General features: G+C 61.4%; 19 protein-coding genes. 3 read left to right on the plus strand and 16 right to left on the minus strand.

Features of this window, described 5'->3' with window-relative positions:
- Positions 1-116: 116 nt before the first annotated feature.
- The 3 genes from RWZ58_RS05010 to RWZ58_RS05020 all read right to left on the minus strand — a co-directional run bounded on the left by RWZ58_RS05010 (position 117) and on the right by RWZ58_RS05020 (position 2,465).
- Complete coding sequence (locus RWZ58_RS05010) at positions 117-902, minus strand: HisA/HisF-related TIM barrel protein (RefSeq protein ID WP_314657870.1); 786 nt, start codon at positions 900-902, stop codon at positions 117-119.
- Positions 902-1,654: an imidazole glycerol phosphate synthase gene (locus RWZ58_RS05015; RefSeq protein ID WP_314657872.1), complete on the minus strand. Its 753-nt coding sequence runs from the start codon at positions 1,652-1,654 to the stop codon at positions 902-904. Before RWZ58_RS05015 ends, RWZ58_RS05010 begins: the two co-directional genes overlap by 1 nt.
- Positions 1,655-1,787: 133 nt before the next feature.
- A complete protein-coding gene (locus tag RWZ58_RS05020; RefSeq protein ID WP_294628815.1) occupies positions 1,788-2,465 on the minus strand; it encodes a LysM peptidoglycan-binding domain-containing protein in 678 nt (225 codons plus the stop codon).
- Between the two features lie 815 nt (positions 2,466-3,280).
- On the opposite strand from RWZ58_RS05020, the gene lexA reads away from it, so the two are divergent.
- Positions 3,281-3,955, plus strand: a complete 675-nt coding sequence (gene lexA / locus RWZ58_RS05025; protein ID WP_070643922.1) for a transcriptional repressor LexA — start codon at positions 3,281-3,283, stop codon at positions 3,953-3,955.
- A 149-nt stretch (positions 3,956-4,104) separates the two neighbouring features.
- Here lexA and RWZ58_RS05030 read toward each other — a convergent pair whose 3' ends face one another.
- Together RWZ58_RS05030 and hflX are read right to left on the minus strand one after the other, a co-directional pair.
- Complete coding sequence (locus RWZ58_RS05030; protein ID WP_314657873.1) at positions 4,105-6,177, minus strand: ATP-dependent DNA helicase; 2,073 nt, start codon at positions 6,175-6,177, stop codon at positions 4,105-4,107.
- A 6-nt stretch (positions 6,178-6,183) separates the two neighbouring features.
- Entirely contained in the window at positions 6,184-7,896 is a 1,713-nt protein-coding gene (gene hflX / locus RWZ58_RS05035; RefSeq protein WP_314657874.1) for a GTPase HflX, read from the minus strand.
- Positions 7,897-8,039: 143 nt separating this feature from the next.
- Between hflX and RWZ58_RS05040 the strand changes: the two genes are divergently transcribed.
- Complete coding sequence (locus RWZ58_RS05040; RefSeq protein WP_314657875.1) at positions 8,040-8,663, plus strand: methyltransferase; 624 nt, start codon at positions 8,040-8,042, stop codon at positions 8,661-8,663.
- Positions 8,664-8,788: 125 nt separating this feature from the next.
- Here RWZ58_RS05040 and dapF read toward each other — a convergent pair whose 3' ends face one another.
- The 3 genes from dapF to miaB all read right to left on the minus strand — a co-directional run bounded on the left by dapF (position 8,789) and on the right by miaB (position 12,339).
- On the minus strand, positions 8,789-9,724 hold the full coding sequence (gene dapF, locus RWZ58_RS05045) for a diaminopimelate epimerase (RefSeq protein WP_314657876.1): 936 nt from the start codon (positions 9,722-9,724) through the stop codon (positions 8,789-8,791).
- Between the two features lie 96 nt (positions 9,725-9,820).
- Positions 9,821-10,741, minus strand: a complete 921-nt coding sequence (miaA, locus tag RWZ58_RS05050) for a tRNA (adenosine(37)-N6)-dimethylallyltransferase MiaA (protein ID WP_314657877.1) — start codon at positions 10,739-10,741, stop codon at positions 9,821-9,823.
- A gap of 83 nt (positions 10,742-10,824) precedes the next feature.
- A complete protein-coding gene (miaB, locus tag RWZ58_RS05055; RefSeq protein ID WP_303989412.1) occupies positions 10,825-12,339 on the minus strand; it encodes a tRNA (N6-isopentenyl adenosine(37)-C2)-methylthiotransferase MiaB in 1,515 nt (504 codons plus the stop codon).
- Positions 12,340-12,374: 35 nt separating this feature from the next.
- Between miaB and RWZ58_RS05060 the strand changes: the two genes are divergently transcribed.
- Positions 12,375-13,757 carry a hemin ABC transporter substrate-binding protein gene (locus tag RWZ58_RS05060; RefSeq protein ID WP_314657878.1) on the plus strand — a complete coding sequence of 461 codons (1,383 nt, stop codon included), beginning with the start codon at positions 12,375-12,377 and terminating at the stop codon, positions 13,755-13,757.
- A 176-nt stretch (positions 13,758-13,933) separates the two neighbouring features.
- On the opposite strand, the gene RWZ58_RS05065 is transcribed toward RWZ58_RS05060, so the two are convergent.
- The 8 genes from RWZ58_RS05065 to RWZ58_RS05100 form a co-directional block, all read right to left on the minus strand.
- Positions 13,934-15,799 (minus strand): regulatory protein RecX, encoded by a 1,866-nt coding sequence (locus RWZ58_RS05065; protein WP_314657879.1) that lies wholly within the window; start codon positions 15,797-15,799, stop codon positions 13,934-13,936.
- 228 nt (positions 15,800-16,027) lie between these two features.
- Positions 16,028-17,131, minus strand: a complete 1,104-nt coding sequence (gene recA / locus RWZ58_RS05070; RefSeq protein WP_294604459.1) for a recombinase RecA — start codon at positions 17,129-17,131, stop codon at positions 16,028-16,030.
- Positions 17,132-17,521: 390 nt separating this feature from the next.
- Positions 17,522-17,743, minus strand: coding sequence for a DUF3046 domain-containing protein (locus RWZ58_RS05075; protein ID WP_005507110.1), 222 nt, complete (start codon positions 17,741-17,743; stop codon positions 17,522-17,524).
- Positions 17,744-17,899: 156 nt separating this feature from the next.
- Positions 17,900-18,307: a helix-turn-helix transcriptional regulator gene (locus RWZ58_RS05080; RefSeq protein ID WP_314657880.1), complete on the minus strand. Its 408-nt coding sequence runs from the start codon at positions 18,305-18,307 to the stop codon at positions 17,900-17,902.
- A 237-nt stretch (positions 18,308-18,544) separates the two neighbouring features.
- On the minus strand, positions 18,545-19,135 hold the full coding sequence (locus RWZ58_RS05085) for a nicotinamide-nucleotide amidohydrolase family protein (RefSeq protein WP_314657881.1): 591 nt from the start codon (positions 19,133-19,135) through the stop codon (positions 18,545-18,547).
- Between the two features lie 99 nt (positions 19,136-19,234).
- Complete coding sequence (gene pgsA, locus RWZ58_RS05090) at positions 19,235-19,882, minus strand: CDP-diacylglycerol--glycerol-3-phosphate 3-phosphatidyltransferase (RefSeq protein ID WP_298699339.1); 648 nt, start codon at positions 19,880-19,882, stop codon at positions 19,235-19,237.
- 214 nt (positions 19,883-20,096) lie between these two features.
- Positions 20,097-23,294 carry a DNA translocase FtsK 4TM domain-containing protein gene (locus RWZ58_RS05095; RefSeq protein ID WP_314657882.1) on the minus strand — a complete coding sequence of 1,066 codons (3,198 nt, stop codon included), beginning with the start codon at positions 23,292-23,294 and terminating at the stop codon, positions 20,097-20,099.
- A 267-nt stretch (positions 23,295-23,561) separates the two neighbouring features.
- A complete protein-coding gene (locus tag RWZ58_RS05100) occupies positions 23,562-25,277 on the minus strand; it encodes a ribonuclease J (protein ID WP_049362915.1) in 1,716 nt (571 codons plus the stop codon).
- Between the last annotated feature and the right edge of the window lie 200 nt (positions 25,278-25,477).

Consider the following 25,477-nt stretch of genomic DNA (forward strand, 5'->3'; position numbering starts at 1 on the left):
GGAAGCTGTGTAAGGGTTACTATTTATAGCGTCCAAGTTTCGGGGCGCAGTTCACGATGAGGGAGGCGGGGCTTCGTTATATATACAGTCTGTGCGGGTTAGCGGGAGCAGTAGCTTTAGCGGGAGCCGGCAGCCTCAAGAGCCTGCTCAAAACTAAAGTTGCCCACATACAGCGCCTTACCAAGCACCACGCCCTCCAAGCCATAAGGCACCATGGAACGCAGCTTCTCAAGATCAGTCAGCGACGCCACACCACCGGACGCCACCACCCGGCAAGCAGTCTGGGCCAACACCTCATCCAGCAGCTCCGCACCGGGACCCCCCAGAGAACCGTCCTTGCTCACATCCGTAACGATATAGCGGCGCACGCCCGCACCCTCCAGCCAAGCCAATGCCTCCGCCAGGTCAGGGCCCGACCACTCGGTACCGCGAGCCACCGTCACCCAGCCCCGCTCGGGGTTGTAGCGGGCGTCCAGGCCAAGAGCCAAAAGATCAGAATCCACGTAGCGAGCCAGGGTACTTTCAAGCCAGAAAGAATCTGCCAGAGCCGCACTGGTCACGTTCACGCGGTCCGGGTTCAGACTCAGGGCGCGCTCCAGGCTCTCAGCATTACGAACGCCGCCGCTGACCTGAATACGAACCGGAGCGGAGCCCGTTCGGGTGTTCTCGGCACGGACTGCGGCAACCACCTCAGCCAGAACCTCGGTATTCGTGCCGCGACCAAACGCCAAATCAAGGTCAACCAGGTGAATCCAGCGGGCACCCGCCTTCACCCAGGTCAGAGCTGCCTCCACCGGGTCGAGGCGCTGCTCACCACCGGACAGGGTGCCACCCACCGGGCGCACCGCATAGCCTTCAGAAATATCAACAGCGGGCAGAAGTTCAAGAACGGGCGCAGACATTAGTTACCTCCCGCAACAGTAGCGGAGTCCCCAGAAGACAGGCGACCGGTTACCGCCAGGGATGCAACCCAGCGGCGCATAAACTCCGCACCCAGCTCACCAGAACCCACCGGGCAGAACTGCACCGCAGTCAGCGGGCCGTTCTCCACCGCCGCAATATAGGCGGGTTCGGTTGCCGTCCAGGTCACCGCCGGAGGGGCAATATATTCAATGCTCTGGTCAAAAGCCCACTCAAAAACACCGTGCTCAGACTTGAAGTGAGCCTCGCCCTCAAGGTCCTTGAGTAGCGTGCTATCGGCGGACGGGTTCAGAGCGGAAGTTCCGGGCACCAGGTCGCGGGTAGCAAGCTCCACGCCCTCACCGGGCCACTCCCCCATGCACTGCACCTGAACCTGACCCATCTGCGGGTGCTCCACCGTAACGGAGTCAAAGAGGCAGCTCAACGCTGCACCGGCAACCAGCACCGGACGACCACCGGCAACACGGCGACCAATCACACGCTCAGCATCCTTAGCTTTCAGATCTTCGTACGCATCGAGAGAGCTCGCACCGCCGGCAACCACCATGCCGTCCGCCTCACGCAGCTGATCGGGCGCGGTAGTGACGATAACGTCCGCTCCAGCATCTTGGAGGAGCTTTACCAGGGCGCCACGAGTTCCGGGTTCACCCAAGACGGCAACCACAGGACGAGGAGCATGCGCTTTCTTCGCGGGCTCAGGTTCGAGGGGTGTGGATTCAACGGGGACAGGCATCGGTGCGCTCCTATTTCAGAGGGTCAAGAATTCATATAGTTCAGGCACTACAGTTTGAGCCAGATAGCGGGTTCAGAATCTGCAGACTCAGCTCTGCTACCCCAGGAGCGGGCATGAGCCGCGGCCTTGAGCTTTAGCGCTGAGTCTGAGGAATTTCCAGACGCTGACCGGCATCAACAGAGGTGCTGGTCAACGAGTTCAACTCCATAATACGAACCACAGTATCACGGGTGTCACCCTGCGGATCCACCGCCTGAGCAATATCCCACAGAGTCTCGCCGTGCTTGACCACAACGACGGTTCGAGTCACCGAAGCGTTCTCCACGGAAGCAGAAGCTGCCGGGCCGAAGAAGCTAATAGCACCGAGCACAATCAGCGCTGCCAGGGTCAGCAGAGGCAGGCCCTTCAGGAAACCGCGCGGAGTGCCAAGACGACGAATCGAAGCGGGAACCGCGCGCAGAAGTTCGCCACCCTTAGCTAGAAGAGCACTCTTCACGCTAGGCGCCTGTGCATCAGAAACAGCCTGCGCCTCAGAAGCTGCGGAGCGAACCGGAGCAGGTGCCTTGGCAGAAATAGCAGGTGCAGAAACAGCGGGAGCGTGGGTAGGCTGGGCCACCTGCGCGGGGCGGGGTGCATGAGCCGCACGAGAAGAGCGAACAGACTGCGGAGACGCAAGCACACGAGAACGCCCCTGCACGGTGCGGGCAGACACGGTGCGGACGGACGCGGTGCGGGCGGGGTGAAGTACCACCAAACCTGCCGGAAGGTGTGCAGAAGTGCCTTGAGAAGCAATAGGTGCTGCAGTAGTCATTGTGGTTCCTTTCTCTCAGCTCGCCCCGGGGTTGCCCCGCGGGTCTAGCAATGCCGAGCGATACCCGCTCGGAGGTCCTAGTTGAGTGATAACTATGGAGTGGTGATTGTTAGGCGATAACTATTGGGTAGCTATTCTCTAGTTAGGTCAGAGCGTCGGGTGCACCGGGCTGCGCTGGGTCGCCCCAGCACCCCATCCCCTGCGCTCTCTCTTCGCCAGATGCTCGCTAGAGCATCCGAGGTAGATTATTCGAAGAGAGAGGCAGAGGATTCGAATACATTCGAACACTCATTCACTCTCCTCTCCCGGAATACTCAGGGTCGAATCTTCGAATATTTTTCGAACATCCACCCGTAAATCCTGAATTTCAGGAGAGATTCAAGAGTATATACGAACTCTTGTTCTAAAGTCTAGCAGAGATGTACTAAAAATTTCTTCGAGTTTCGAAGAAAAAATCTAGAATATTTGTTTGAGTTTTTCGGTGTAGTGTTCTACACTGGTGTCAAGAGACGTTCCACACGCTCCTGATGAGTCCTACTCACAGCAGGTTTCTGTATTCGTTACAGCTTGGTTCTGTATCGACCGCAGGTGCTGCTGGCTGAGTATTGCTATGTAGGGCGGAGGCGCATACTCGTTGCCTGTGTATCGCTCCGGTATCGCTTCGGCACGGATAGAATTCCTCCACCCCCTGACGAGATAAGACCCATTTCGGCAGAACCAAAAAATTTTTAGGACACCACCAGAAAACGTGTGAAGCACCCATCCGTGCCCCGACCGGAAATACAAAGGCCGGAGTACAGACCGAAGGAAAAGAAATGGCAACAGCACCCCGTCCGGCGCTGACCGCGCGCCAGCAGAAGATTCTTGACGCGATCCGCACCGAGATTGAACAGAAGGGTTACCCGCCGTCCATGCGCCAGATTGGTGACATGGTGGGTCTTGCGTCCCTGTCCTCGGTCACCCACCAGCTCGGTCGTCTCGAGACCATGGGCTACATTCGCCGCGACCCCAAGCTCCCCCGCGCCATTGAGGTGCTGGATGAGAACGGCGTCGGCATGCACGGTAGCTCCTCCTCGTCCCTGCCCGAGCTGCCGAACTTCGAAGTCGGCGACGAAGACCTCGTACCCGTTCCCCTGGTTGGACGTATTGCAGCGGGCGGTCCCATCACCGCCGAGCAGTCCGTGGAGGATGTGCTCGCTCTGCCCCGCCAGCTGGTCGGTAGCGGCAAGCTCTTCATGCTCAAGGTCAAGGGCGATTCCATGATTGACGCCGCGATTTGCGACGGCGACTGGGTGGTTGTCCGCGAGCAGCACACCGCCGACAACGGCGATATCGTTGCTGCGCTGCTCGACGATGAGGCAACCGTGAAGGTGTTCCGTCAGGTCGACGGCCACACCTGGCTCATGCCGCGCAACGCCAACTACGAGCCGATTATGGGCGACCGCGCAACCGTCATGGGTAAGGTCGTCTCCGTGCTGCGCAGCCTCTAGAGACATAACGCTAAGCTCTTAGCTCTATATAAAAAATCACCCTGGTGATACGTGAATGTTCACGTATCACCGGGGTGATTTTTATATTTCAAAAGCAGATATCTCCAAAGCGGAGGGGGCGGCGCCGCCAGGACTGGAGCCCACCCGAGCTAACGATCAATACTCGCCGAAAGACGAGCCAGCGCACCGGTCACCGCCGCCTTATTCTGCGTCGACCACATCGGCGGCATCGCCTTCATCAAGAAACCACCGTAACGCTTGGTTGCCACGCGAGAATCCAGCACAGCCACCACGCCACGGTCAGACACCGAACGGATCAGGCGGCCTGCGCCCTGCGCCATACGAATCGCCGCATGGTGAGCAGAAACCGCCATAAAGCCATTACCGCGGTGACGGTTCACAGCCTCCGTACGAGCCTGCGCAATCGGATCATCCGGGCGCGGGAACGGAATACGGTCCATCACCACCAGACGGCACGAGTCGCCCGGAACGTCCACGCCCTGCCACAGGCTCATCGTGCCGAACAGGCACGAGTCGACGTCCTCGCTGAACTCCTCCACCAGAGCCTTGAGCGAAGACTCGCCCTGCAGAAGGATGTTCAGGTCGCTATGCTCGCGCATGTACTCGGCAGCACGCTCGGCGGCACGTTTCGAGGAGAACAGTCCCAGGGCGCCGCCCTCGGACGCCTCGCACAGCTCACGCAGGCGCTCCAATTGGCCCTCATGCACGCCAAATCCCGGAGGCTTCAAATCCCCGGCAACGTACATGATGCCCTGCTTGCGGTAGTCGAACGGCGAACCCACATCGATGCTCGTCCAGCGAGGCGCGCCCTCGCCCTGCAGACCCAGGGCGGCGGCGGCAACGTCAAAAGAGTCGCCCACCGTCAGGGTCGCGCTCGTCAAAATCACGGTGCGGTCAGCAAAGAGTCCGTCACGCAGCTGCAGGCCAACACTCAGCGGCGCAATGTTCAGGGTCGCAGGGTCGGTATCGGAGGCGGCAACGTAGCGGCCGTTCTCCCAGCCGCCCTGACGAGAAATCCACAGCACATCCTGCTCAGCAGAAGCTTCCAGAATGCGGCTACTCATATCGTGCACCTCAGAGACACGCGAGCGCGCCATCTGCAGGCCAGCGTCAACGTCCTGACCGTCCGGCTTCGTATCGGACAGGGCGGTTCGGGCGGCATCATTGACCGCAGAAATCGCGGTCAGGAGGCGACCGTCCAGGCCCTTCAGCAGGCCCTCGGCAAGACCCTCGAAAGCGGCCTCCAGGGTGCCTGCCGCCATTTCCAGGGCACCGGAATCAGCCTTTGAATGCTTCTTCACGCTACGCGCCGCACGGCGAACCATCGCAACCGTCAAAGAACCGGACACCGCACCGGTCACGCGGTCCACCAGCTCATGGGCCTCATCAATAATGACCGTCTCGTGCTCGGGCAGAACCTTCATGCCCTCAAAAGCGTTAATCGCCAGCAGGGCGTGGTTCGTGATGACAATGTCGGCCTCGGCGGCACGGCTGCGCGCCATCTCGCTAAAGCACTCCTCCACCAGCGGGCAGCGGCGACCCAAACACTCGGCGGCGCTCACCGACACCTGAGCCCAGGCGTGATCAGAGACGCCGGGCTTCAGCTCGTCACGGTCACCGGTCTCAGTGCGGTCAGCCCACTCGCGCAGACGCACCACTTCCTCACCCACGCGGGAGGTCGAAGAAGGCATGTCAAAGAGAGCATCCGGCTCGTCTTCCGGGTAGCCGCCCTCCAGCTTGTGCAGGCAGAGGTAGTTATTACGGCCCTTGAGCAGAGCCACCTGCGCCTGCGACTCCGGGCGCGGCTCCAGCGCTTGTAGAAGACGCGGAATATCGCGGTTCACGATCTGCGCCTGCAGGGCAAGAGTCGCCGTCGCAACCACAATCGGCTGGTCCGACTCCCCCACCCGCGCCAGGGCAGGCACCAGGTAGCCCAGGGACTTACCGGTACCGGTACCCGCCTGGACCAGCAGGTGACGCTGCAGTTCAAGAGCCTGCGCCACATGCGCCACCATGGTGCGCTGACCGGCACGATTCTGACCGCCAGTGGCGGCAACCGCCTCATCCAGCAGGGTCAGGGCATCCTTCGAACCGGGCAGGGTCTCAAGCTCCTGCCCGGTGAATCGGGTGCCGTCGGTCGCCGGTCCGGGTGCAGTTCCCGAGGTGTTTTTGGGCGCGTTGATGCTCTCGGTCACGCTCATCCGCCCTTAGAGAGCCTCGGAGGTAGAAGACTGCTCGGAAACAGAAGCGGTCGCTTCAGCCAGGGCGTGCGCCTCCGCAAGTTCCTCTTCCAGAACCTCCAGCAGGTCGCCCTCCAGCACATACTCGGACAGTTCGGAGGCGACATCCTCACGGACCAGAGCCACCACGAATGTGCCGTCCGATACGAAATCGGTGCTCTTAATTTCGGCGTCCCACTCGTGCAGGCGCGAAATAATCTCACCGTGCGAGTACGGAATCAGCAGCTTCACCTCAATGGAGGGGCGCGGAATGGTGTCCGCGATCTTCTGCTTCAGCTCCTCAATACCCTCACCAGTACGCGCCGAAACGATCACGTGCTCCGGCTCGCGCTGGCGCATACGCTCCAGCACGAACGGGTCGGCGGCATCCGCCTTATTCAGCACAATAATCTCGGGGATATGGCGGGCGTCAACCTCCGCGATGACCTCGCGGACAGCACGAATCTGCCCCTCCGGGTCCGGGTGCGAAGCATCGACCACGTGCAGGATGACGTCAGCGTCGGCAACCTCTTCCAGGGTGGAGCGGAACGCCTCGACCAGCTGGGTCGGTAGCGAACGCACGAAACCCACCGTGTCAGAGAGGGTGTAGCCGATACCGTCCGGGGTCTGAGCCTTACGGACGGTCGGGTCCAGGGTCGCAAACAGGGCGTTCTCAACGAGCACGCCAGCGTCGGTCAGACGGTTCAACAGGGAGGACTTACCCGCGTTCGTGTACCCGGCGATAGCCACCGAGGGCACACGGTTACGGCGGCGGTTCAGGCGCTTCGTCTCACGCGCCGGTGCCATCGCGGCAATCTCACGCTTCAGCTTCGCCATGCGAGCGCGCAGGCGGCGGCGGTCCATCTCAATCTTGGTTTCGCCGGGACCACGCGAACCGATACCCTCACCGGCTGCGGCACGGCCACCCGCCTGGCGGGACAGGGACGCACCCCAACCACGCAGACGCGGCAGCATGTACTCCAGCTGAGCCAGCTCAACCTGTGCCTTACCCTCGCGGGACTTAGCGTGCTGAGCGAAAATATCGAGAATCAGGGCGGTGCGGTCAATGACCTTGACCTTCACAATGTCCTCAAGAGCACGACGTTGAGAGGGCGCCAGCTCGGAATCGACAATCACGGTGTCGGCGCCGGTCGCCTCCACAATGTCCTTGAGTTCCAGTGCCTTACCGGAGCCGAGGAAGGTGCCGGGGTCCGGCTTGAGGCGGCGCTGAACCAGGCCGTCCAGAACCTCAGAACCTGCGGTTTCAGCCAGTGCCGCGAGCTCACGCAGGGAGTTCTCGGCGTCCTCTACGGTGCCCTCGGTCCACAGGCCGGCAAGCACCACGCGCTCCAGACGCAGCTGGCGGTACTCAACCTCGGTGACGTCTTCAAGCTCGGTGGAGAGGTTCGCGATACGGCGCAGTGCGCGGCGCTCGGCGAGGTCTTCCTGGTCACCATCAAATTCAGAGTGCTCGCGCTGAACATCAGAAATTTCACGTGCGCGAGTATCCAGCACACGGCGGCTATTGTTGCCGTGCATGCTGGAGGAGTTATCGCTGTGGTGCGCGGTACCGGCGGCGTCATACGTCGTGACGGAGGCGGCGGCCTGGGAGCGCCCCAGAACGCGGTCTACGGTGCGGCGCAGCTGCTCATCGCTGGGCAGCTTTTCGGTATCAGATACGGGGGTGTTCTTAGAATTCATACGACTCTAATTCTACCGCCGTTGCCCGCATCGGGTAGGGGGTTCGGTCACCTGTGCGCTCAGGGCGTGCAACCTGCTGACCCACCCCGCGCATACTCTGCCCGTGTGCGGCGGGATCTTGCCCTACCGGTACACTGGATAGCATGAGCGAGCAGCATTATTTCTCTGAAACCCCCGAGACCGAGTTCAAGCCCCGCCCCGTGCAGGTGGAACTTGCCGGCCGCAAGGTCACCGTCACTACTGCTAACGGCATTTTCAGCCCCTCCGGCATTGATAAGGGCACCGCTATTTTGCTGCAGGAAGCACCCGACCCGCAGGGCGAACGCATGCTCGACATCGGTTGCGGTTGGGGCCCCATCACCCTGACTCTGGCGATGCTCGCCCCGCAGGCGCAGGTGCACGCGGTGGACGTGAACTCCCGCTCCATCAGCCTGACCGAACGCAACGCCGCCGCTCTCGGCCTGTCCAACGTGACCGTGGGAACCCCCGACTCCGTCGACCCCGAACTGCGTTTTGACACCATCTGGTCGAACCCGCCGATTCGCGTGGGCAAGGAGGTTCTGCACGAGATTCTGCTGACCTGGCTGCCGCGCCTGGCGCCCGGCGGTGACGCCTACCTGGTGGTTCAGAAGAACCTCGGCTCCGATTCTTTGCAGAAGTGGATGGATGCGCAGCTTGAGGAGCTGCACCCCGGCGAGTTTGAGGTCTCGCGCTATGCGACTTCGAAGGGCTTCCGTATTCTGCAGGTGCACCGTTACGAGAATTAAAACCTCTGGCGCTGATTTCTAGGGGACGTAAAAGCGGCGGGTGTTTTCTGATTTTAGTTTCAGAAAACACCCGCCGCTTTTGTATATCAAAGTCTCTATCGAGGACTGCTCGCTATCGCAACGCTCTATCGCAGTACGACGGTCGAAACCATCTGCGCCGGACCAGCCAGAACAACATGCTCCAGGTCATCCGGACCCAGCACGAAAGTCACCGCGAGGGTACCGCCGGGCACGTGCACGAGCCACTCATCCGGAGCTTCCTCGCCACCCCAGAAACGGGTCGCCGCAGCCGCCGCACACGCACCGGTACCGCAGGAGAGGGTCTCACCCACACCGCGTTCGTGCACGCGCATACGGATAGCGCCCACCTGAGTGCCGCTCTCAGTATCCACATCGACCGGCACCACAAATTCAACGTTCGTGCCGTTGACCGGGGCGGGGTTCACCTGCGGCAGGCTGTGCAGGTCTAGGCCGTCCAGCTTACCGTCGGAACCGAGCATCACCACGGTGTGCGGGTTACCCATCGAAATGGACAGGCCAGCACGCGGAGTCTTCAGGCCGCGCGCAGACACCAGGCAGTCCTCGCCACCCTCGCGGGCGGCGTCACCGTGAATGAAGCTCCACGGACCCATATCAATCGCGTAACCCTCTTCGGTGCGCGCCACAGTCTTCACGCCGGCACGGGTACCAATCTTGACGGTCTCGCCCACCTCAAGCTCAATCAGGTCCTCAGTGCGCAGGTACTCCACGAACGCACGCACACCGTTGCCGCACATCTCTGCGATAGAGCCGTCACCATTGCGGTAGTCCATGAACCAGACAGCGTCCGGGTGCTCCTCGAGCAGCTTCTGACCCGCGCGGGAGGCGGTGCTGCGGGCAGCACGAATGAAGCCGTCTGCGCCGATGCCGAAGTGGCGGTCGCAGGCGCGGGCTACCAGCTCGGGGGTGAGGGCGATTTCTGCGTTCTCGTCCGTCAGAAAAATAAAGTCGTTACCGGTGCCGTGACCCTTGGTGAGGGTCAGGCCTGCCAGCTCGCCCCAGATGGAAGGGTTCTCGCTCATATGCTGTCCTTAAGGTTGGTGACCTGTCCGTTTATGATTTTACCGCGCTGACCGACTCGAGGAGGTATCTGTTCGGTTGCGGCTCGTTATGGTGGCTTATCGGGTGCTTTCGCGGATAATGGCTTCCGCCTCATCTGCAAGGGTGGGTGAGAGCGCATCCAGCCAGTGCACGCGCGGGTCCGCGCGGAACCAGGTCAGCTGGCGGCGCGCAAACTGGCGGGTGGCAATCGTCGTGTCCTCAATCGCCTGCTCCACGCTATAGTCTTCATCTTCAAGTACGCGAGCAAACTGCGCGTAACCAATCGCGCGGGAGGCGGTCTTACCCTCCTGCAAACCCTGCTCGTTCAGGGCGCGCACCTCATCCAGCAGACCGCGCTCGTGCATCAGCTCCACGCGGCGGTGCAGACGCTCGTGCAGCAGGGCACGATCCATATCCAAACCAATCTGCACGCTCTCGGTCACGTACTCGCGCACCGGCATGAACGCCGAGAACGGGCGGCCCGTCACCTCGAATACCTCCAGGGCTCGAATAATGCGGCGCTCATCCTTCACCCGCGCAGCCGACTCCGGGTCGACCTCCGCCAGGCGGGCGTGCAGAACACCAATACCCTCGGTACGCGCCTGCGCCTCCAGACGCTCACGCACCCGCGCATCCGTGCCGGGGAACTCCAACTTATCCAGGGCGGCACGCACATACAGGCCGGAACCACCCACCAGAATCGGGTAGCGGCCACGGCCGCGGATCTGCTCAATCAGCTCACGGCTACGCTCCTGGAATTCCGCCACGGACGCCTCATCCCGCACATCCATAATGTCCAGCAGGTGGTGCGGAACGCCGCGCATCTCCTCCGCGGTGACCTTCGCGGTACCAATATCCATACCCCGGTAGAACTGCATAGAATCAGCGTTAATGCACTCGCCGTTCAGGCGCAGAGCCAGCTCAATGGCGAGCGCGCTCTTACCGGTGCCGGTCGGGCCCACAATAGCGATAACGGGCAGAGTTTCGGAGATAGTCATGCGCCCCATTCTACCGGTTCCCTCGCCCCCACTTGCGTGGCGGCAAGAGCCCGAAGAACAGGGCGCATGAATCGTTATAGGTTTTAGGGGCGCAGACCGATGGTCGGCATGCCCAGACCCACCGGCGCACCGGGCACCTGGGTGGTGCCGGTACCACAGGAATCCGCCTGGGAGCGGTCCCACGCGTCACCGGCGCGGGTGCGGCGCAGCTGGTACTGCTCGGCGGTCGGGTCAGAAATCAGGTGGAAGGAGCCGGCCTCGGTAATCGGCACGGTCACCATGTCGCCGGGGCGCGGAGTCTCGCAGCCCTCGGGCACGGAGAAGTGCACGAGGCGCTGGTCCGGGCCGCGGCCCGAGAGGCGGTGAGTCTGATCAGCCTTACGACCGGCCTCCGCAACGACCATCAGCTCAACGGTCTTACCGAGCTGCTTGCGGTTCTCCTCACCGGCGATGCGGTCCTGCAGGGCAATCAGACGCTCATAGCGCTCCTGCACGACCTCCTTCGGGATCTGGTTCTCCATGGTCGCTGCCGGGGTGCCGGGGCGAATCGAGTACTGGAAGGTGAACGCGGAGGAGAAACGAGCCTGTTCCACAACCTTCAGGGTCTCCTGGAAGTCCTCTTCGGTCTCGCCGGGGAAGCCCACAATAATGTCGGTGGTAATCACGGCGTTCGGGATGCGCTCGCGTACCTTGTCCAGAATGTTCAGGAACTTCTTGGACCGGTAGGAGCGGCGCATGTCCTTGAGCACCTTGTCTGAGCCGGACTGCAGCGGCATGTGCAGCACGGGCATGACGTTCGGGGTTTCGGCCATCGCGTCAATCACGTCGTCGGTGAACATTGCCGGGTGCGGGGAGGTGAAGCGCACGCGCTCCAGGCCCTCAATCTCACCGCAGGCACGCAACAGCTTGGAGAACGCCTGGCGGTCGCCGAACTCCACGCCGTAGGAGTTCACGTTCTGACCGAGCAGGGTCACCTCAATAGCGCCGTCATCGACCAGCGCCTGAACCTCAGCGAGAATGTCGCCGGGGCGGCGGTCCTTCTCCTTACCGCGCAGAGACGGCACGATGCAGAAGGTGCAGGTGTTGTTACAGCCAACCGAGATGGACACCCAGCCGGAGTACACGTGGTCGCGCTTAGTCGGCAGGGTGGAGGGGAAAACTTCGAGGGATTCGAGCAGTTCTGCCTGCGCCTCGTGGTTGTGGCGGGCACGCTCCAGCAGGGTGGGGAGGGCACCAATGTTGTGGGTACCGAACACGACGTCCACCCAGGGTGCCTTCTCAATGATGGCGTCCTGGTCCTTCTGCGCCAGGCAGCCGCCCACAGCGATCTGCATGCCCTTGTGGGCGCGCTTGACCGGTGCCAGCTGACCGAGGTTGCCGTACAGGCGGTTGGAAGCGTTTTCGCGGACCGCGCAGGTGTTGAAAACCACCAGGTCGGGCTGGGTGCCTTCCTCAGCGCGAACGTAGCCGTTAGCCTCCAGCAGGCCGGACATTCGTTCGGAGTCGTGCACGTTCATCTGGCAGCCGAAAGTGCGCACTTCGTAGGTGCGGGGGCTGGTTTCGGGGGTCTGGGCGGAATCGCTGAGGGTCGAAGTCATGCCCTATAGGGTATCCGATAGGGGATAATGGCTCTATGCAGGTTTCCCTTAGTAGTAACTTTCCGGCTCTGTCACCGAACGATTCTTCCGCCCCCGCCCCTGACGGGGAGCTTCTAAACACCCTCATCGAGGAGGCGATTGCCGCCTACTCCCCCGTGCCGCCTCAAGCGAGCGCTGATTCTGCCTCGATGCGTCAGACCCTGATGCAGCTGCTCAGCTGGGCGCATTCTTTGGAGCAGGTGGCTGCCCGCACGGTTGAGCGCGTGCAGATTCTGGGCACCGGCATGCGTTCCGTTGTGGTGCGTGTCGTGTATGAGCCTGCCGCCGAGTCTGCACAGTCTTTCGAGTCTACACAGTCTTTGCCGACCTCGATTATTGTGAAGCGTTACCGCCGTAAGGATTCGACGGTGAACGCCGGCGGTTTCGGGTACCTGCGTGAGCGCTACGGTTTGGAGGCGCTGAACCGGCAGGTTCCGGGTCTGTTCCCGCAGCTCTACGGCGCGGATCCTGAGCTGCGCGTGCTGGCGCTGGAAGATGTGAGCGCCGGAACCGTTGAGGGCGAGCAGTATTCGGTCGCCCACGCCCTACTGGAGGGCACCGAACAGCAGGCGCTGGACGCGCTGAACTACTACATTGAGGCGTATCGTTCCCTTGCCGCCAGCGGCATTATGGGCGAGGCGGTGGAGGATTACCGCCTGAACCTGGCGCGTGCTGACCGCAAGGCACAGTTCCCGGGCGCTATTGCCTCGCCGGGTTTGGCCGAGCGCGGTTTGAAGAAGCTGTACGGTGTGGCTGACGAGGTGCGCACCCCCGAGCACGATGCTGACAGCCCGGCTTCCAGCTCTGCCGCGCATGAGGACGCGCCCGTTCTTCCCGCCGCGGTTGAGGAGCTGTCTTTCCGTTTCCGCCGCGTTCTGCAACCTTTCTTTACCAAACGCCCGCCGGTACCCGAGCAGTTCAAGCTCAACCGCGGCAGGGTGTATATGCTCTCGTCGGGCGATTTTTCGCCGCAGAACGTGCTGATCGGTTCGGCGGACGGCGCGCAGGTGCGCATGGTCGATGCGGAGGGCACCTGCCTGCACCACCGCGGCTTCCCCTTCGTTGAGGCGATGCTGGGCTTCCCCTCCTCGCCGGAGTACCCGCGCTACCGGGTGGACCGCAAGAAGGCGCTACCGGCGCTGTACTCTGCCCTCTTTGAGGACGCCCCGCTGGATGAGCACCTGGCAGAGGATTTGGCGGTGTGCACAGCGGTGACCGTGTGCGCCCTGTTGGAGCTGTACTCTTCTTCGGCGCGTTCCGATCTGTTGCCTCGTATTCGCCGTGAGGGTGCGCAACTGATGCGCCTGCTGCTTGAGATTGCCGGTTCTCAGGACGCAACCCTCGCTGAGTTCGCGAACCGTCTGGGAACCGCTGAATAAGCAGCAGAGTAAACAGCGGATATAGCCTTCGACAAGGCTTTTTACAAAACTCAAAAGTGTAAAGGGTGAGCCCGCCACAGAGTGTGTCTGTAGCGGGCTCACCCTTTATTGTGCCTATTTTTACGGTCACCCCAGCATGGGTCTATCCGTGCGTGCGGACCGTCTTTATTCACCCTCTACCAGAGCTCGTCCTCCGCACCGTAGGCGGCGAGTTCCTCACGAATCACCGACATCGACATCGAGGAGGGGTACCCGCGGCGAGCCAGCATCCCCAGCAGTCGGCGGGTCACCCTGTCCTTTTCGGCGCGGTCACTCAGGTCCATGCCGGGGCGCAGCTTCTTACGCACCAGCTCGGCGGCGTCCTCACGTTCCTGCTCGTCGGTGCGCTGAGCCAGTGCATTCTCCGCCTCTTCACCGCGCACCCCGCGTTCAGAGAGCTCACGGCGCAGCGCGGCGCGGGAGAGCTTCTTGGTGCGGCTCTTCTGCGCCACGAACGTTTGGGCGTATTCGGCGTCGTCAATGAGTTTTGCCGCCTCGAACTTATCGAGCAGCGGCTCAATGAGCTCCGTGTCAAAGCCTTCTGCCTGCAGCTTCTTACGCAGCTGACCTCGGGTTTTTGCCGAGTACGCCAGTTGGTTGTACACGATGGTTTTAGCGCGCGTGTAGGGGTCGGTTTCTTCCGCCGCTCGGGCGGCACGCACCTTCTGCTTCCAGGAAGGCACGTTGCTTTCCGACGGTAAGGAAGCATGTCCCATCTGAGAGCCGCCCGGTTGGGAGCCGCGTGCTCGAGAACTGCCCTTCGGGGATCCAGCCGAAGCGGCACGGTGCTTTCCGGTACCGACGCCCTGTGCCTCCTCCTCGGCAATACCGCGAATGAGTGCTTCTTCGGCGGGGGTGAGTTCTTCGTTCAAGCTACTTCCCTCCCTAAATAGGTTGCTCCCCGAGCCGCGGCCTGCAGGACTCTTGCGGGTTTCCTCGTCGTCACTTCGAGCCCCGAAGGCGGGCGCGTAGGGCGAGCGGCTCCGCATTTTCTCTTCCTGCGCCGCGCTCATACGGCGGAACCCGCGCTTATAGTCGGTGTTCTTGGAGGCACGCGAAGACTTGCGTTTCTTCTGCTTATCCCGCTGAGCGGCTTGCCTCTCGATCTCTTCCTTCTCTTCGGCGGTGAGCCCCGATCCGATGGATGCGGCACCGGATCGACTCATGCGGCCAGCCGCCATGGGGCGCGGCTCGGCACCGCCGGGGGTGAAGGCACGAACGGGCGCTTCGTCAATGGAGACGGCGGGCAGGTTCGGGTCAACGAGCAGGCTGCGGCGCGGCGATTCGCCTTCTTCCCCAGAACTGCTATCTTCAAAGTTGGCGGGCACAGCCTGCAGGGGCAGCTCGGGTACGCGGAACTTGCCGGCGTAGTCGCCGCCGTTATCGCGGGCGATGCTTTCTTCAACAAAGCCATGCGCGGCGGGGTGCCAGTCCGGGAACTCCTCAGCGGCTACCGAATCCGCGGCCCTGTTCCACACCCACTTTTTGGGTGCGTTTTCTGTGGCCGCTGACTTCTTCTTATGCGCTGACTTCTTCTTATGCGCGGGCTTTTCAGCCTGCCGCGCTTTCGGCTTAAGTTTCTGTGGTGAGGGTTCTTGGCCCCCACGCTGCTCCGCTATCGCTTCTGCGGGTGCCACTTCGTCCGAGGGCACCCAATATTCCCCCGTGTACTCTGCTTCAGGGTACTCTGTTTCAGGGTACAAAGGCTCTGCCGGATACGCAGGTTCGTCCTCGTAGGGAGGCTCGTCAGGGTATGGGGGCTCATCAACAGCAGGAGGCGCCTCCCAGCTGAGGGTGGGCTCCGCCAGGGCGGCAGGTGCCTCAAAATTGAGTGCCTCGAAGCCGCCTACCTCAACCGGCGGGGCAACAGGCTCAAAGGAAACAGAGTTACCAAGCACTGAGGAACCGAAGTGCGGTTCGGTCGCATCCAGCGCCGCAAAACCGGCGTCGCCGTCACGCGCGCTGTTTTGCTCACGCTCTTCATGACCGTTCTGTTCCGTCATGTTCAGTTCCTCCTCTCCCCTGTGTTGGCACTCGCTTGATGGCCCGTGCGCCGGGCTATACGGCGCTCCCCCATTGTAACGAGGCGTTGTCTCCGAGCCCCCGATACTCCCCTTAATGCGCGCCCGTTAACGTGCTTCTTCCGTTAACGACAGATTGCCGTGCACCGTGCGGAATGCACAGCACACGGCAATCAGTCGTGGCGTTAGCAAGAAGCTACGCGGGCGGGTTTAAAACTCCTCAGCCAGCTCGTCCAGCGGGTCGTTACCCTCGGACTCAGCAGCTGCCTGCTCGTCAGCTTCTTCCTCAATGATGCCCAGCTTCACCAGAACCTTGTACTGCAGTTCCTCGGTGAGCTCGGGGTTGTCCTTGAGCAGCTTACGAACGTTCTCGCGGCCCTGGCCCAGCTGCTCACCGTCGTAGGTGAACCATGCGCCGGACTTCTTGACGATGTCGTTCTCCACCGCCAGGTCCAGGATGCCGCCCTCAACGGAGATGCCCTCACCGTAGAGGATGTCGAACTCAGCCTGCTTGAAGGGCGGAGCCATCTTGTTCTTCACGATCTTGGCGCGGGTGCGGTTACCAATCGGGTTAGCGCCGTCCTTGAGGGTCTCAATGCGGCGGATGTCGATACGGACCGAAGCATAGAACTTCAGCGCCTTACCACCGGTGGTGGTTTCGGGAGAGCCGAAGAAGACACCAATCTTCTCACGCAGCTGGTTGATGAAGATTGCGGTGGTGCCGGTTGCGGAGAGGCGGCCGGTAATCTTACGCAGAGCCTGGCTCATGAGGCGAGCCTGCAGACCCACGTGGGAGTCACCCATGTCGCCTTCAATTTCGGCGCGGGGTACCAGTGCTGCAACGGAGTCGACGACCACGATATCAACGGCGCCGGAACCAACCAGCATGTCCATGATTTCCAGCGCCTGCTCGCCGGTGTCGGGCTGAGAGACCAGCAGCTGGTCGATGTCCACGCCCAGCTTTGCCGCGTAGATCGGGTCCAGCGCGTGCTCGGCGTCGATGAATGCTGCCACGCCGCCTGCCTTCTGAACGTTCGCTACAGCGTGCAGTGCAACGGTGGTCTTACCGGAGGACTCGGGACCGTAAATCTCGATGACGCGGCCGCGGGGCAGACCGCCAATGCCCAGAGCGGCATCCAGGGCGATAGCGCCGGTGGAGATAACCTCGGTCTTGGTGGTTTCCTTATCACCCAGACGCATGACTGCGCCCTTGCCGTAGTTCTTGTCGATCTGTGCCATCACGGCTTCAAGTGCCTTGGCGCGACCCTCTTCGGGAACGCGAGCTACGCTCTGAGACTTGGTGTTCTTAGCCACGGTAGTACCTCGTTCTTTGTGTTGTCAGTGGTTGACGGGAGTAATGTTTCTTCGGAATCGGTGGGACTCGTAATCGAGACCTTGAAGGTTGTGGCCTACCGGTTCCTTCTGAGACTACTCTAGGGTCACAGCCTGACAGGATAAGGCCATTTTTTAAAATCTGTGGAAAACTTTGAAGATTTTTCCGAAAAATTCCTGATGTGGAAAAGTCTAGCACGAATCGAACAAAATTACGACACGGTTTCGAATGAATCGGATAGGATTTCGGCATATATTTTCGAAAAACCCCGGAATCCCGGCTGATTATTCGAAAATACCGCCCACGCGAGCGCTTGCACTCGAACACATAGGATACCCCGCCCCTACGGTAGGCAATGCCAGCCCCGCTACTTAGCGTAGCGGCTCCTTATCCGGACCCAGGCGGCGCTCCTGCGGAATCTCCTGCTCCTCACAGATCGCAAGCCACACATCCTTCGGGTTAACGCCCTGGTCCAGCGCCTCCGCAGCGGTCACATGACCCAACGAACCCAACACCAAGTCACGCGCCAGCACCGGCGCATACCCGGCACCGAACTCATACTCCATGCACGCCCAAAATTCGCTCAGCTTCACAAGCACTCCTCCACTTCACCGCTAGTTCGCTTCATAATTCGTCACATCACCCCAGAACTAGTCCAGAGTAAACCCAAGAATAAGCGATGCCGCACATCCACCTTACGGGGATGCACGGCATCGCTTCACGTTTAGCGCGGCATGTGCCGCCTCGCATTACTTCGAGAGAACGTAGTAATCGCTCTTGTACTGCTCAGACATCTCAGCCGGAACAGTATCCGGAATCTGAACGCCCTCGAGAACCGCCATACGGTCGGCAACCTCACGCAGCATCTGGGACATCGGAATATCCAGAGCCTGGCAAATCCACGCCAGCAATTCGGAGGAAGCTTCCTTCTGACCGCGCTCAACTTCGCTCAGGTAACCGAGGGAAACACGGGCACGCTGGGAAACCTCACGCAGGGTGCGGCCCTGACGCTGACGAACATCGCGAAGAACCTCACCGATTGCCTGTCGCAGGGGAACAACCTTAGCTTCCTCAACGATCGGGGCGACCTGACGGGGGGTCTCCTCGATTTCCTTCCACTTAGTAATGCCATTAATCGATACGCGCTGCTTAGCCATGAGCTTCTATATCACTTTCCTGAGTAGGTATTCCCGACCTGCGGGACTGTACAGAGTTAAGCCTAACTGATTTTTGAGGCGCGAGCTAGGAGCCTCGCCATTTTCGTCCTCTTCTTACGGCTTGTATCTATTCAAACAGGCGAACCTATGCCTTTATTCCTGCGGAGCTGAGAGAACCCTGTGAATATATTTGAACCGTAAAATTTTTCTCAGCCAGGTACCGCACAGCCCTGCACGCTACGCCAGCTCGTCCTTCAGAACCCCACCGGCACCGCCGCGCACCGCACGCGCCAGCAGGGCAATCGCATCCGCGCTCGCCGCCGCACGAATCTGTGCACGATCCCCCGAATAGTGACGCTCAAACACCTCAGAACCGCCCGGGGAACACACGCCAATATAGACCGTGCCCACCGGCTGCCCATCCGCGGGGTCGGGGCCGGCAACGCCCGTGGTCGACACCACGTAGTCAGCGCCGCACACCCTCGCCGCACCGACCGCCATCTGTACCGCTACCGCAGGATGCACGGCCCCCTCACGCGCCAGCAGCTGAGCATCCACGCCCAGCACCTGCGCCTTCACCTCGTAGGCGTAGGAAATCACGCCGCCACGATAATACGCGGATGCGCCCGGCACCGTACAGATTGCGCCGCCCACATCCCCGCCGGTCAACGACTCAGCCGTCGCCACCTGCACGGGGCCCTCCTGGGAGGCACGCTGCCGCACCGCATCACGCAGTAGCAGCGCCGCCGCCTCCGGGGTGCCGGAGAAAACCTCAGCGGTCGAAAGCTCAAGAGACAGAGCATCTTCAAGTACGAGGGGAACCATCAATCTCTCCTTTCAGCGGCGCACCGCCGCCCAAAACCTCACGCGGCATAAACGCACCGCAGGTACAGCGAAGGGGAGCAGCACACGCCACTCCCCTCGCCTCTAGTTACCGCCGTCCTGAGAGGCCTGAGCCTGCAACCAGTTACGACGCAAAATATACGCATCACGCACATACACCAGGCCGGTCCACACGGTAATCGCGGTGACCGCGCCCATCAGAACCCAACCAGGAATCAGCCAACCGATACCCAGCTGACCCAGCGGCAGAAGCATCAGCACCAGCGCCACCGTCTGCAGCACGGTCTTAATCTTGCCGCCCTTACTAGCAGCCATCACACCGTACTTGATGACGAACAGGCGCATGATCGTAATGCCCCACTCACGTAGCAGAATCACAATCGTGACCCACCACCACAGCTCGCCCAGCGCCGACAGCACAATAAACGCCGCGCCGGTGAGGAACTTATCGGCAATCGGGTCAGCAATCTTACCGAAGCTCGTAATCAGATTACGCGAGCGCGCCAGGTAGCCGTCCGCCCAGTCCGTGAGCATGGCAAGAATGAAAATAATCCACGCGAGCCAGCGGTGCGTCGGATCAGCGGCACCAAAAGTACCGCCCGCAACCAGGGCGACGATGAAGAAAGGAACCGCAATAATACGCAGAACCGTCAACACATTCGGCACGTTCCAGTTCGAAGGCTTCGCTGTGCTGACCGCACCGGCGGGTGCGGAATTGCGAGCTTCACTCATAACGGCTCCTTACGGGTAGATGGCTTTCGACGGTGAGAGACCGCGTACGCACCGACACCTAAACGTATCGGGGATACGCAAACACCCCGTACCGTCCATTATACGTGTGCCGTAGCAGACATCACGGGGACGATACGGGGTGCATGTCGCACGCTCACTCAGCCGGGTGGACTCAGCCGAGTGGACTCAGCCGGGTGGGCTGGGCGCTGAAGGGTTAGCGGCCGGTCAGCTGCCAGGCGTCCTCCGAGCCCTCATCATCGGGCTCATCGAAATAGTCGGTGACCGGTTCGCCAGGGTCAACCGCGTTCGCGTACGGGTCAGCCGCCGGAGGCTCCTCACCGCGAATACGCGCCAGGGTCGCCTGCAGGTCGTCGGGGCGGACCAGCACCTCACGTGCCTTCGAACCCTCCGAGGGGCCCACCACGCCCTGCGATTCCAGCAGGTCCATGATGCGGCCAGCCTTCGCGAAGCCCATACGCAGCTTACGCTGCAGCATCGAGGTCGAACCGAACTGGGTCGTAATCACAATCTCCGCCGCCTGCAGCAAATCATCGAGGTCATCGCCGATTTCCTCATCAATCTGCTTCTTCGCGGCAGACACCATCACATCCTCACGGTAGATGGTCGGCGCCTGCTTCTTCACGTGCTCAACCACGGCGTGAATCTCAGACTCAGACACCCACGCGCCCTGAACACGCATCGGCTTCGAAGCACCCATCGGCAGGAACAGTGCGTCACCCTGACCAATCAGCTTCTCAGCACCGGGCTGATCCAGCACCACGCGAGAGTCCGTGACCGAGGAGGTCGCAAACGCCATACGGGACGGAACGTTCGCCTTAATCAGACCGGTCACCACATCCACCGACGGACGCTGGGTCGCCAGCACCAGGTGAATACCCGCCGCACGCGCCAGCTGCGTAATACGAACAATCGCCTCTTCCACGTCACGCGGGGCGACCATCATCAGGTCGGCGAGCTCGTCAACAATCACCAGCAGGTACGGGTACTCGTGCACCGTGCGCTTGCTGCCGGGATCAGGCTGAACCTTACCCTCACGCACCGCCTTGTTGAAGTCGTCCACGTGCTTGTAGCCGTAGTGGGCGAGGTCATCGTAGCGGGCGTCCATCTCACGAACCACCCACTGAAGAGCCTCAGCAGCCTTCTTAGGGTTCGTAATGATGGGCGTAATCAGATGCGGAATACCCTCATAGGCGGTCAGCTCCACACGCTTCGGGTCAACCATCACCAGGCGCACCTGGTCCGGAGTCGAACGCATCAGAATCGAGGTGATCATCGAGTTCACGAACGAAGACTTACCGGCACCGGTCGCACCAGCGACCAGCATATGCGGCATCTTCGCGAGGTTCGCCAGCACGAAGCCACCCTCAACGTCCTTACCCACACCCATGACCATCGGGTGCTGGTTCGCGTGAGCCTGCGGGGAACGCAGCACATCACCCAGGGCAACGGTCTCACGGTCCGTATTCGGAATCTCAATACCAATCGCGGACTTACCCGGAATCGGGGACAGAATACGAACATCCGGGCTCGCCACAGCGTACGCAATGTTCTTGCTCAGCGCCGTCACACGCTCCACCTTCGTGGCGGGACCCAGCTCAATCTCGTAACGGGTCACGGTCGGGCCACGCGAGAAGCCGGTGACCTGCGCATCCACCTTGAACTGCTCCAGCACGTTCGTCAGAGCCTCAACCACGTGCTCGTTGACCTCGGAGGATTCCTTAGCGGGCGGGCCAGAAACCAGCATCTCCTCAGAAGGCAGCACGTACGCGCCGCGGGAGGATTGCACAACCTGCTCGCCGCGCGCCCGCTCGGTGGTTGCCACCTGAGTATTGTTCTGCAGCGGGCGGGATACGCCAGCCTCGGGCACTCGCGAAGCCGCGGGAGCCGCGTTCTTCGGGTGAGCACCGGGCGAGTGCATGCGGGTCGGAATCGGAGGCTGTGCCGCGGATGCTGCAGGAGCCTGGGATGCGGAAGCCGAGGTAGCAGACTGTGCAAGGTTCACCACCTGGTGCGGTTTCGTCTGCGGTGCAGCTTCCTCAGAAGCACCGAAGCCGTCATATGCCTCAACGTCAAAGAGAGGCTCCTCGCCAGGAATACGGTTCACGCGGCCGTTCGCCACGGCGGCGCGCTGCACCTGATCCAGGCGGGCTGCGGGCGCATCCGACGCCTCAACGTCAAAGAGGTCAGGGCTGCTCGAATACGCGCTGTTCTGCGCAGAAGCCCCCTGGGCGGACGTACCCTGCGCAGCCGGTGCCTGGTTGAGGCGACCGGGCAGACGAGACAGGCGGTTCGGCTTAGCCGCCGGGCGCGTCTGCTGAGCGGATCCCTGCGCAGAATCCTGTGCAGAGTCCGCCGGCTGTACGGGCATCTGCGTGGTCTCCGGGTGAGTCTCATCCACCACGGCGCTCACGAATGCCTCATCACCGGCGTACTCGTCCAGGGAAGAATCGGTCGACGCAGCGGGAGCAATGCCCAACCAACCGCGCAGACGCGAGAGCAGTCCACCAGACTTCTGAGCCGAGCGCGCCGGCTTCTCATCGTCACCGTACAGGTAGCTGCGGTCGTGCTCCTCGGCGTTCAGGTCCACGGTCTGAGTCTCATCCGACGAGCTATCCTTCACGGAGGTTCGGGTCGTACCGTTAGGCTTCTCACCTAGCACCAGGCCCACCAGATGCAGGGTCCGCGGCACCACCTGACGAATCGGAGTGTTCGTCAGAACCATCAGACCGGCAAGACCCAGCAGCAGGTGAATCAGAATCTCAACGAACGCAATACCGCCGCTCACCCGCACAATGGGGGTGCCCAGCAGCACGCCGACCACACCACCGCCAGCCCAGACGGCGTCAAAACCATCAGCGAACGTCGGGTGACCCACGTGGCGCGCAAAGAACAGGGAGGTCGCCACCAGCATGATGAATGAACCCAACCCCACGCGGTTATTACGTTTAATCAGGTCGGGTCCACGGAAAACACACCACGCCATGATGAGGCAGAACACCGGAATCAGCAGGGCACCCTGACCGAAAATACCGCCCAGCATGGTGTGCCAGGCGTCCAGGGGCGCTCGCAACAAACCGAGGGAAGTGTGCGCACGCCAGTTGTACCACTCCACTCCGGCGCTAATCAGGCCGAACAGCAGGATGGTGAGCGCTCCGCCGTCACGACGGTCTTCGGGCGCAAGGTCGGTGCGCACCGCGCCAATGGAGCGGAACAGCCCACCGATAGCGTGAGCAATGCTCAGCCAGACGGAGGAGATAGCGCCCGCTACAGGGTTCGCCGCGTTAGCACCGCGCTGGGCACTGCCTCGGGAGGTGGTGCGCTTGCGGGTGGTCTTCTTAGTGTTTGCTTTAGTAGAGGTCGTGTTACGACCCTTCGTGGTCCGTGGAGCCATACCTTTTAGGGTATCAACCTTCCCGTTAATGTACCGATTCTTTCGTTATCAGTGAGCTAAAAAGTGCGCCCCGTCCGGTGCCTATGAGGGCATTGATAGGGCGCTGATGAGGCGCTTCTCCCCTACTGCGTTCGCTTTCGCCTAGCTTTCGCGTAGCTTTCGCGTAGCTTTCACCCATACGTTCCGCAGATACACAGCAGGCGGGGCCGACACAACGTATCGACCCCGCCTTTTCGCTACGACAGGCAGTTAGCCTCGCGCAGAGTATTAGTTCTTCGCAGCCTTCGAGGTGTTCTCAACAACCACGGGAACAATCATGGGCTTGCGGCGCAGACGGCGAGAAATCCAGGCACCGATGGTGCGGCGCACAATCTGCTGCAGCTGCTGCACGGTGTGCACCTTCTCGGGTGCGCGGTGCAGAGCATCCTCCAGAGCGGCGGTAATCTTCGGAACAATCTCGTCGAAGACCGAGTCGTCCTCAGCGATACCGCGAGCGTGAATATCCGGGCCGGTCACCACACGCTTGGTTGCACGGTCCACCACGGTCACGATGGACACGAAGCCCTCTTCACCCAGGATGCGGCGATCCTTCAGGTCGCTCTCGGTGACCTCACCGACGGAGCGGCCGTCCACGTACAGGTACTCGCAGGGAACCTCGCCCACTACGGACGCCACACCATCGCGCAGATCCACAACGGTGCCGGACTCGCAGAGCAGCACATTCTTCTTCGGAACACCGGTCTCCATCGCCAGATCACCGCTAGCGATCAGGTGGCGAACCTCGCCGTGAACGGGCATAACGTTCTTCGGCTTGAGAATGTTGTAGCAGTACAGCAGCTCACCCGCGGCAGCGTGACCGGAAACGTGAACCTTCGCGTTGCCCTTGTGCACCACGTTAGCGCCCAGCTTCATGAGGGCGTTAATGATGCGGAACACGCTGGTCTCGTTACCGGGAATCAGCGAGGAGGCGAGCACCACGGTGTCGCCGGGCTCAATCTGAATCTTGTGGTCGCCGTTCGCCATACGGGACAGTGCCGCCATCGGCTCGCCCTGCGAACCGGTGCACATCATCACGATCTGGTCGGGGCGGTAGTCGTCAACCTTCTTCAGGTCCACTAGTACGTTGGCGGGAACCTTCAGGTAGCCCAGCTTCTCAGCGATGGTCATGTTACGGACCATGGAGCGGCCCACGAGCACGACCTTGCGGCCACGCTCAGCGGCTGCGTCCAGAACCTGCTGCACGCGGTGAACGTGGGAGGAGAAGGACGCCACAATGATGCGGCCGCGGGCGTCACGGAAGACGTTCGACAGCACCGGACCAATGTGCTTCTCGGTCGGAGTGAAGCCGGGAACCTCAGCGTTGGTGGAGTCCGGCAGGAACAGGTCCACGCCCTCCTCGCCCAGGCGGGAGAAGTGGCGCAGGTCGGTCAGGCGACCGTCCAGGGGCAGCTGGTCCATCTTGAAGTCACCGGTGTGCAGGACCTTACCCGCCTTGGTGCGGATGTAAACAGCCAGCGCGTCCGGAATCGAGTGGTTCACAGCAACGAACTCGCACTCGAACGGGCCGAAGCGCTCCACCTGGTGCTCCTTCACCGCGAGGGTGTAGGGCTTGATGCGGTGCTCGGCGAGCTTCGCCTCAACCAATGCCAGGGTCAGTTCGGAACCGACCAGGGGGATGTCGGGGCGGCGGCGCAGCAGGTAAGGAACCGCGCCGATGTGGTCCTCGTGGCCGTGGGTCAGCACCATGGCGACCACGTCGTCCAGACGGTCGACAATGTAGCTGAAGTCGGGCAGGATCAGGTCCACGCCGGGCTGGGACTCTTCGGGGAAGAGCACGCCGCAGTCAACAATCAGCAGCTTGCCGTTGATTTCGTACACGGTCATGTTACGACCGACTTCGCCCAGACCGCCCAGGGGCACCACGCGGAGGGTGTCCTTCTTCAGGCGGGGAGGCAGGGGAAGATTCGCTTCAAAGACGCTCATCGTGTGTCTCCTCTTTCTTCTATGTTTTCTTGTGATGTCTGTGATTCGTAAGCGACGCTTCGTACCGCAAGCACTCCAGCCGGCTTTCTTGTGCCGAGGCGGTGGTGCTGCCGGTGCGTCCAAATCACCGAAAGTATTCAAAAGTATGCGGGGCGTAGTGCTCGGGTGCCTCTGACTAAGTTGGGCCCCTGTCTGAGTGG

The sequence above is a fragment of the uncultured Rothia sp. genome, assembly GCF_963544205.1.
In the GTDB taxonomy this organism is placed as follows: domain Bacteria; phylum Actinomycetota; class Actinomycetes; order Actinomycetales; family Micrococcaceae; genus Rothia.

Excerpts from the sequence above, each read along its gene's own strand:
- hflX (WP_314657874.1), bottom strand. The coding sequence starts at position 7,896 with ATGAATTCTAAGAACACCCCCGTATCTGATACCGAAAAGCTGCCCAGC.
- RWZ58_RS05015 (WP_314657872.1), bottom strand. The coding sequence starts at position 1,654 with ATGCCTGTCCCCGTTGAATCCACACCCCTCGAACCTGAGCCCGCGAAG.
- RWZ58_RS05080 (WP_314657880.1), bottom strand. The coding sequence starts at position 18,307 with ATGGCTAAGCAGCGCGTATCGATTAATGGCATTACTAAGTGGAAGGAA.
- pgsA (WP_298699339.1), bottom strand. The coding sequence starts at position 19,882 with ATGAGTGAAGCTCGCAATTCCGCACCCGCCGGTGCGGTCAGCACAGCG.
- lexA (WP_070643922.1), top strand. The coding sequence starts at position 3,281 with ATGGCAACAGCACCCCGTCCGGCGCTGACCGCGCGCCAGCAGAAGATT.
- RWZ58_RS05095 (WP_314657882.1), bottom strand. The coding sequence starts at position 23,294 with ATGGCTCCACGGACCACGAAGGGTCGTAACACGACCTCTACTAAAGCA.
- dapF (WP_314657876.1), bottom strand. The coding sequence starts at position 9,724 with ATGAGCGAGAACCCTTCCATCTGGGGCGAGCTGGCAGGCCTGACCCTC.
- RWZ58_RS05020 (WP_294628815.1), bottom strand. The coding sequence starts at position 2,465 with ATGACTACTGCAGCACCTATTGCTTCTCAAGGCACTTCTGCACACCTT.
- miaB (WP_303989412.1), bottom strand. The coding sequence starts at position 12,339 with ATGACTTCGACCCTCAGCGATTCCGCCCAGACCCCCGAAACCAGCCCC.
- RWZ58_RS05065 (WP_314657879.1), bottom strand. The coding sequence starts at position 15,799 with ATGACGGAACAGAACGGTCATGAAGAGCGTGAGCAAAACAGCGCGCGT.
- miaA (WP_314657877.1), bottom strand. The coding sequence starts at position 10,741 with ATGACTATCTCCGAAACTCTGCCCGTTATCGCTATTGTGGGCCCGACC.
- RWZ58_RS05010 (WP_314657870.1), bottom strand. The coding sequence starts at position 902 with ATGTCTGCGCCCGTTCTTGAACTTCTGCCCGCTGTTGATATTTCTGAA.
- RWZ58_RS05060 (WP_314657878.1), top strand. The coding sequence starts at position 12,375 with ATGCAGGTTTCCCTTAGTAGTAACTTTCCGGCTCTGTCACCGAACGAT.
- RWZ58_RS05100 (WP_049362915.1), bottom strand. The coding sequence starts at position 25,277 with ATGAGCGTCTTTGAAGCGAATCTTCCCCTGCCTCCCCGCCTGAAGAAG.
- RWZ58_RS05030 (WP_314657873.1), bottom strand. The coding sequence starts at position 6,177 with ATGAGCGTGACCGAGAGCATCAACGCGCCCAAAAACACCTCGGGAACT.
- RWZ58_RS05040 (WP_314657875.1), top strand. The coding sequence starts at position 8,040 with ATGAGCGAGCAGCATTATTTCTCTGAAACCCCCGAGACCGAGTTCAAG.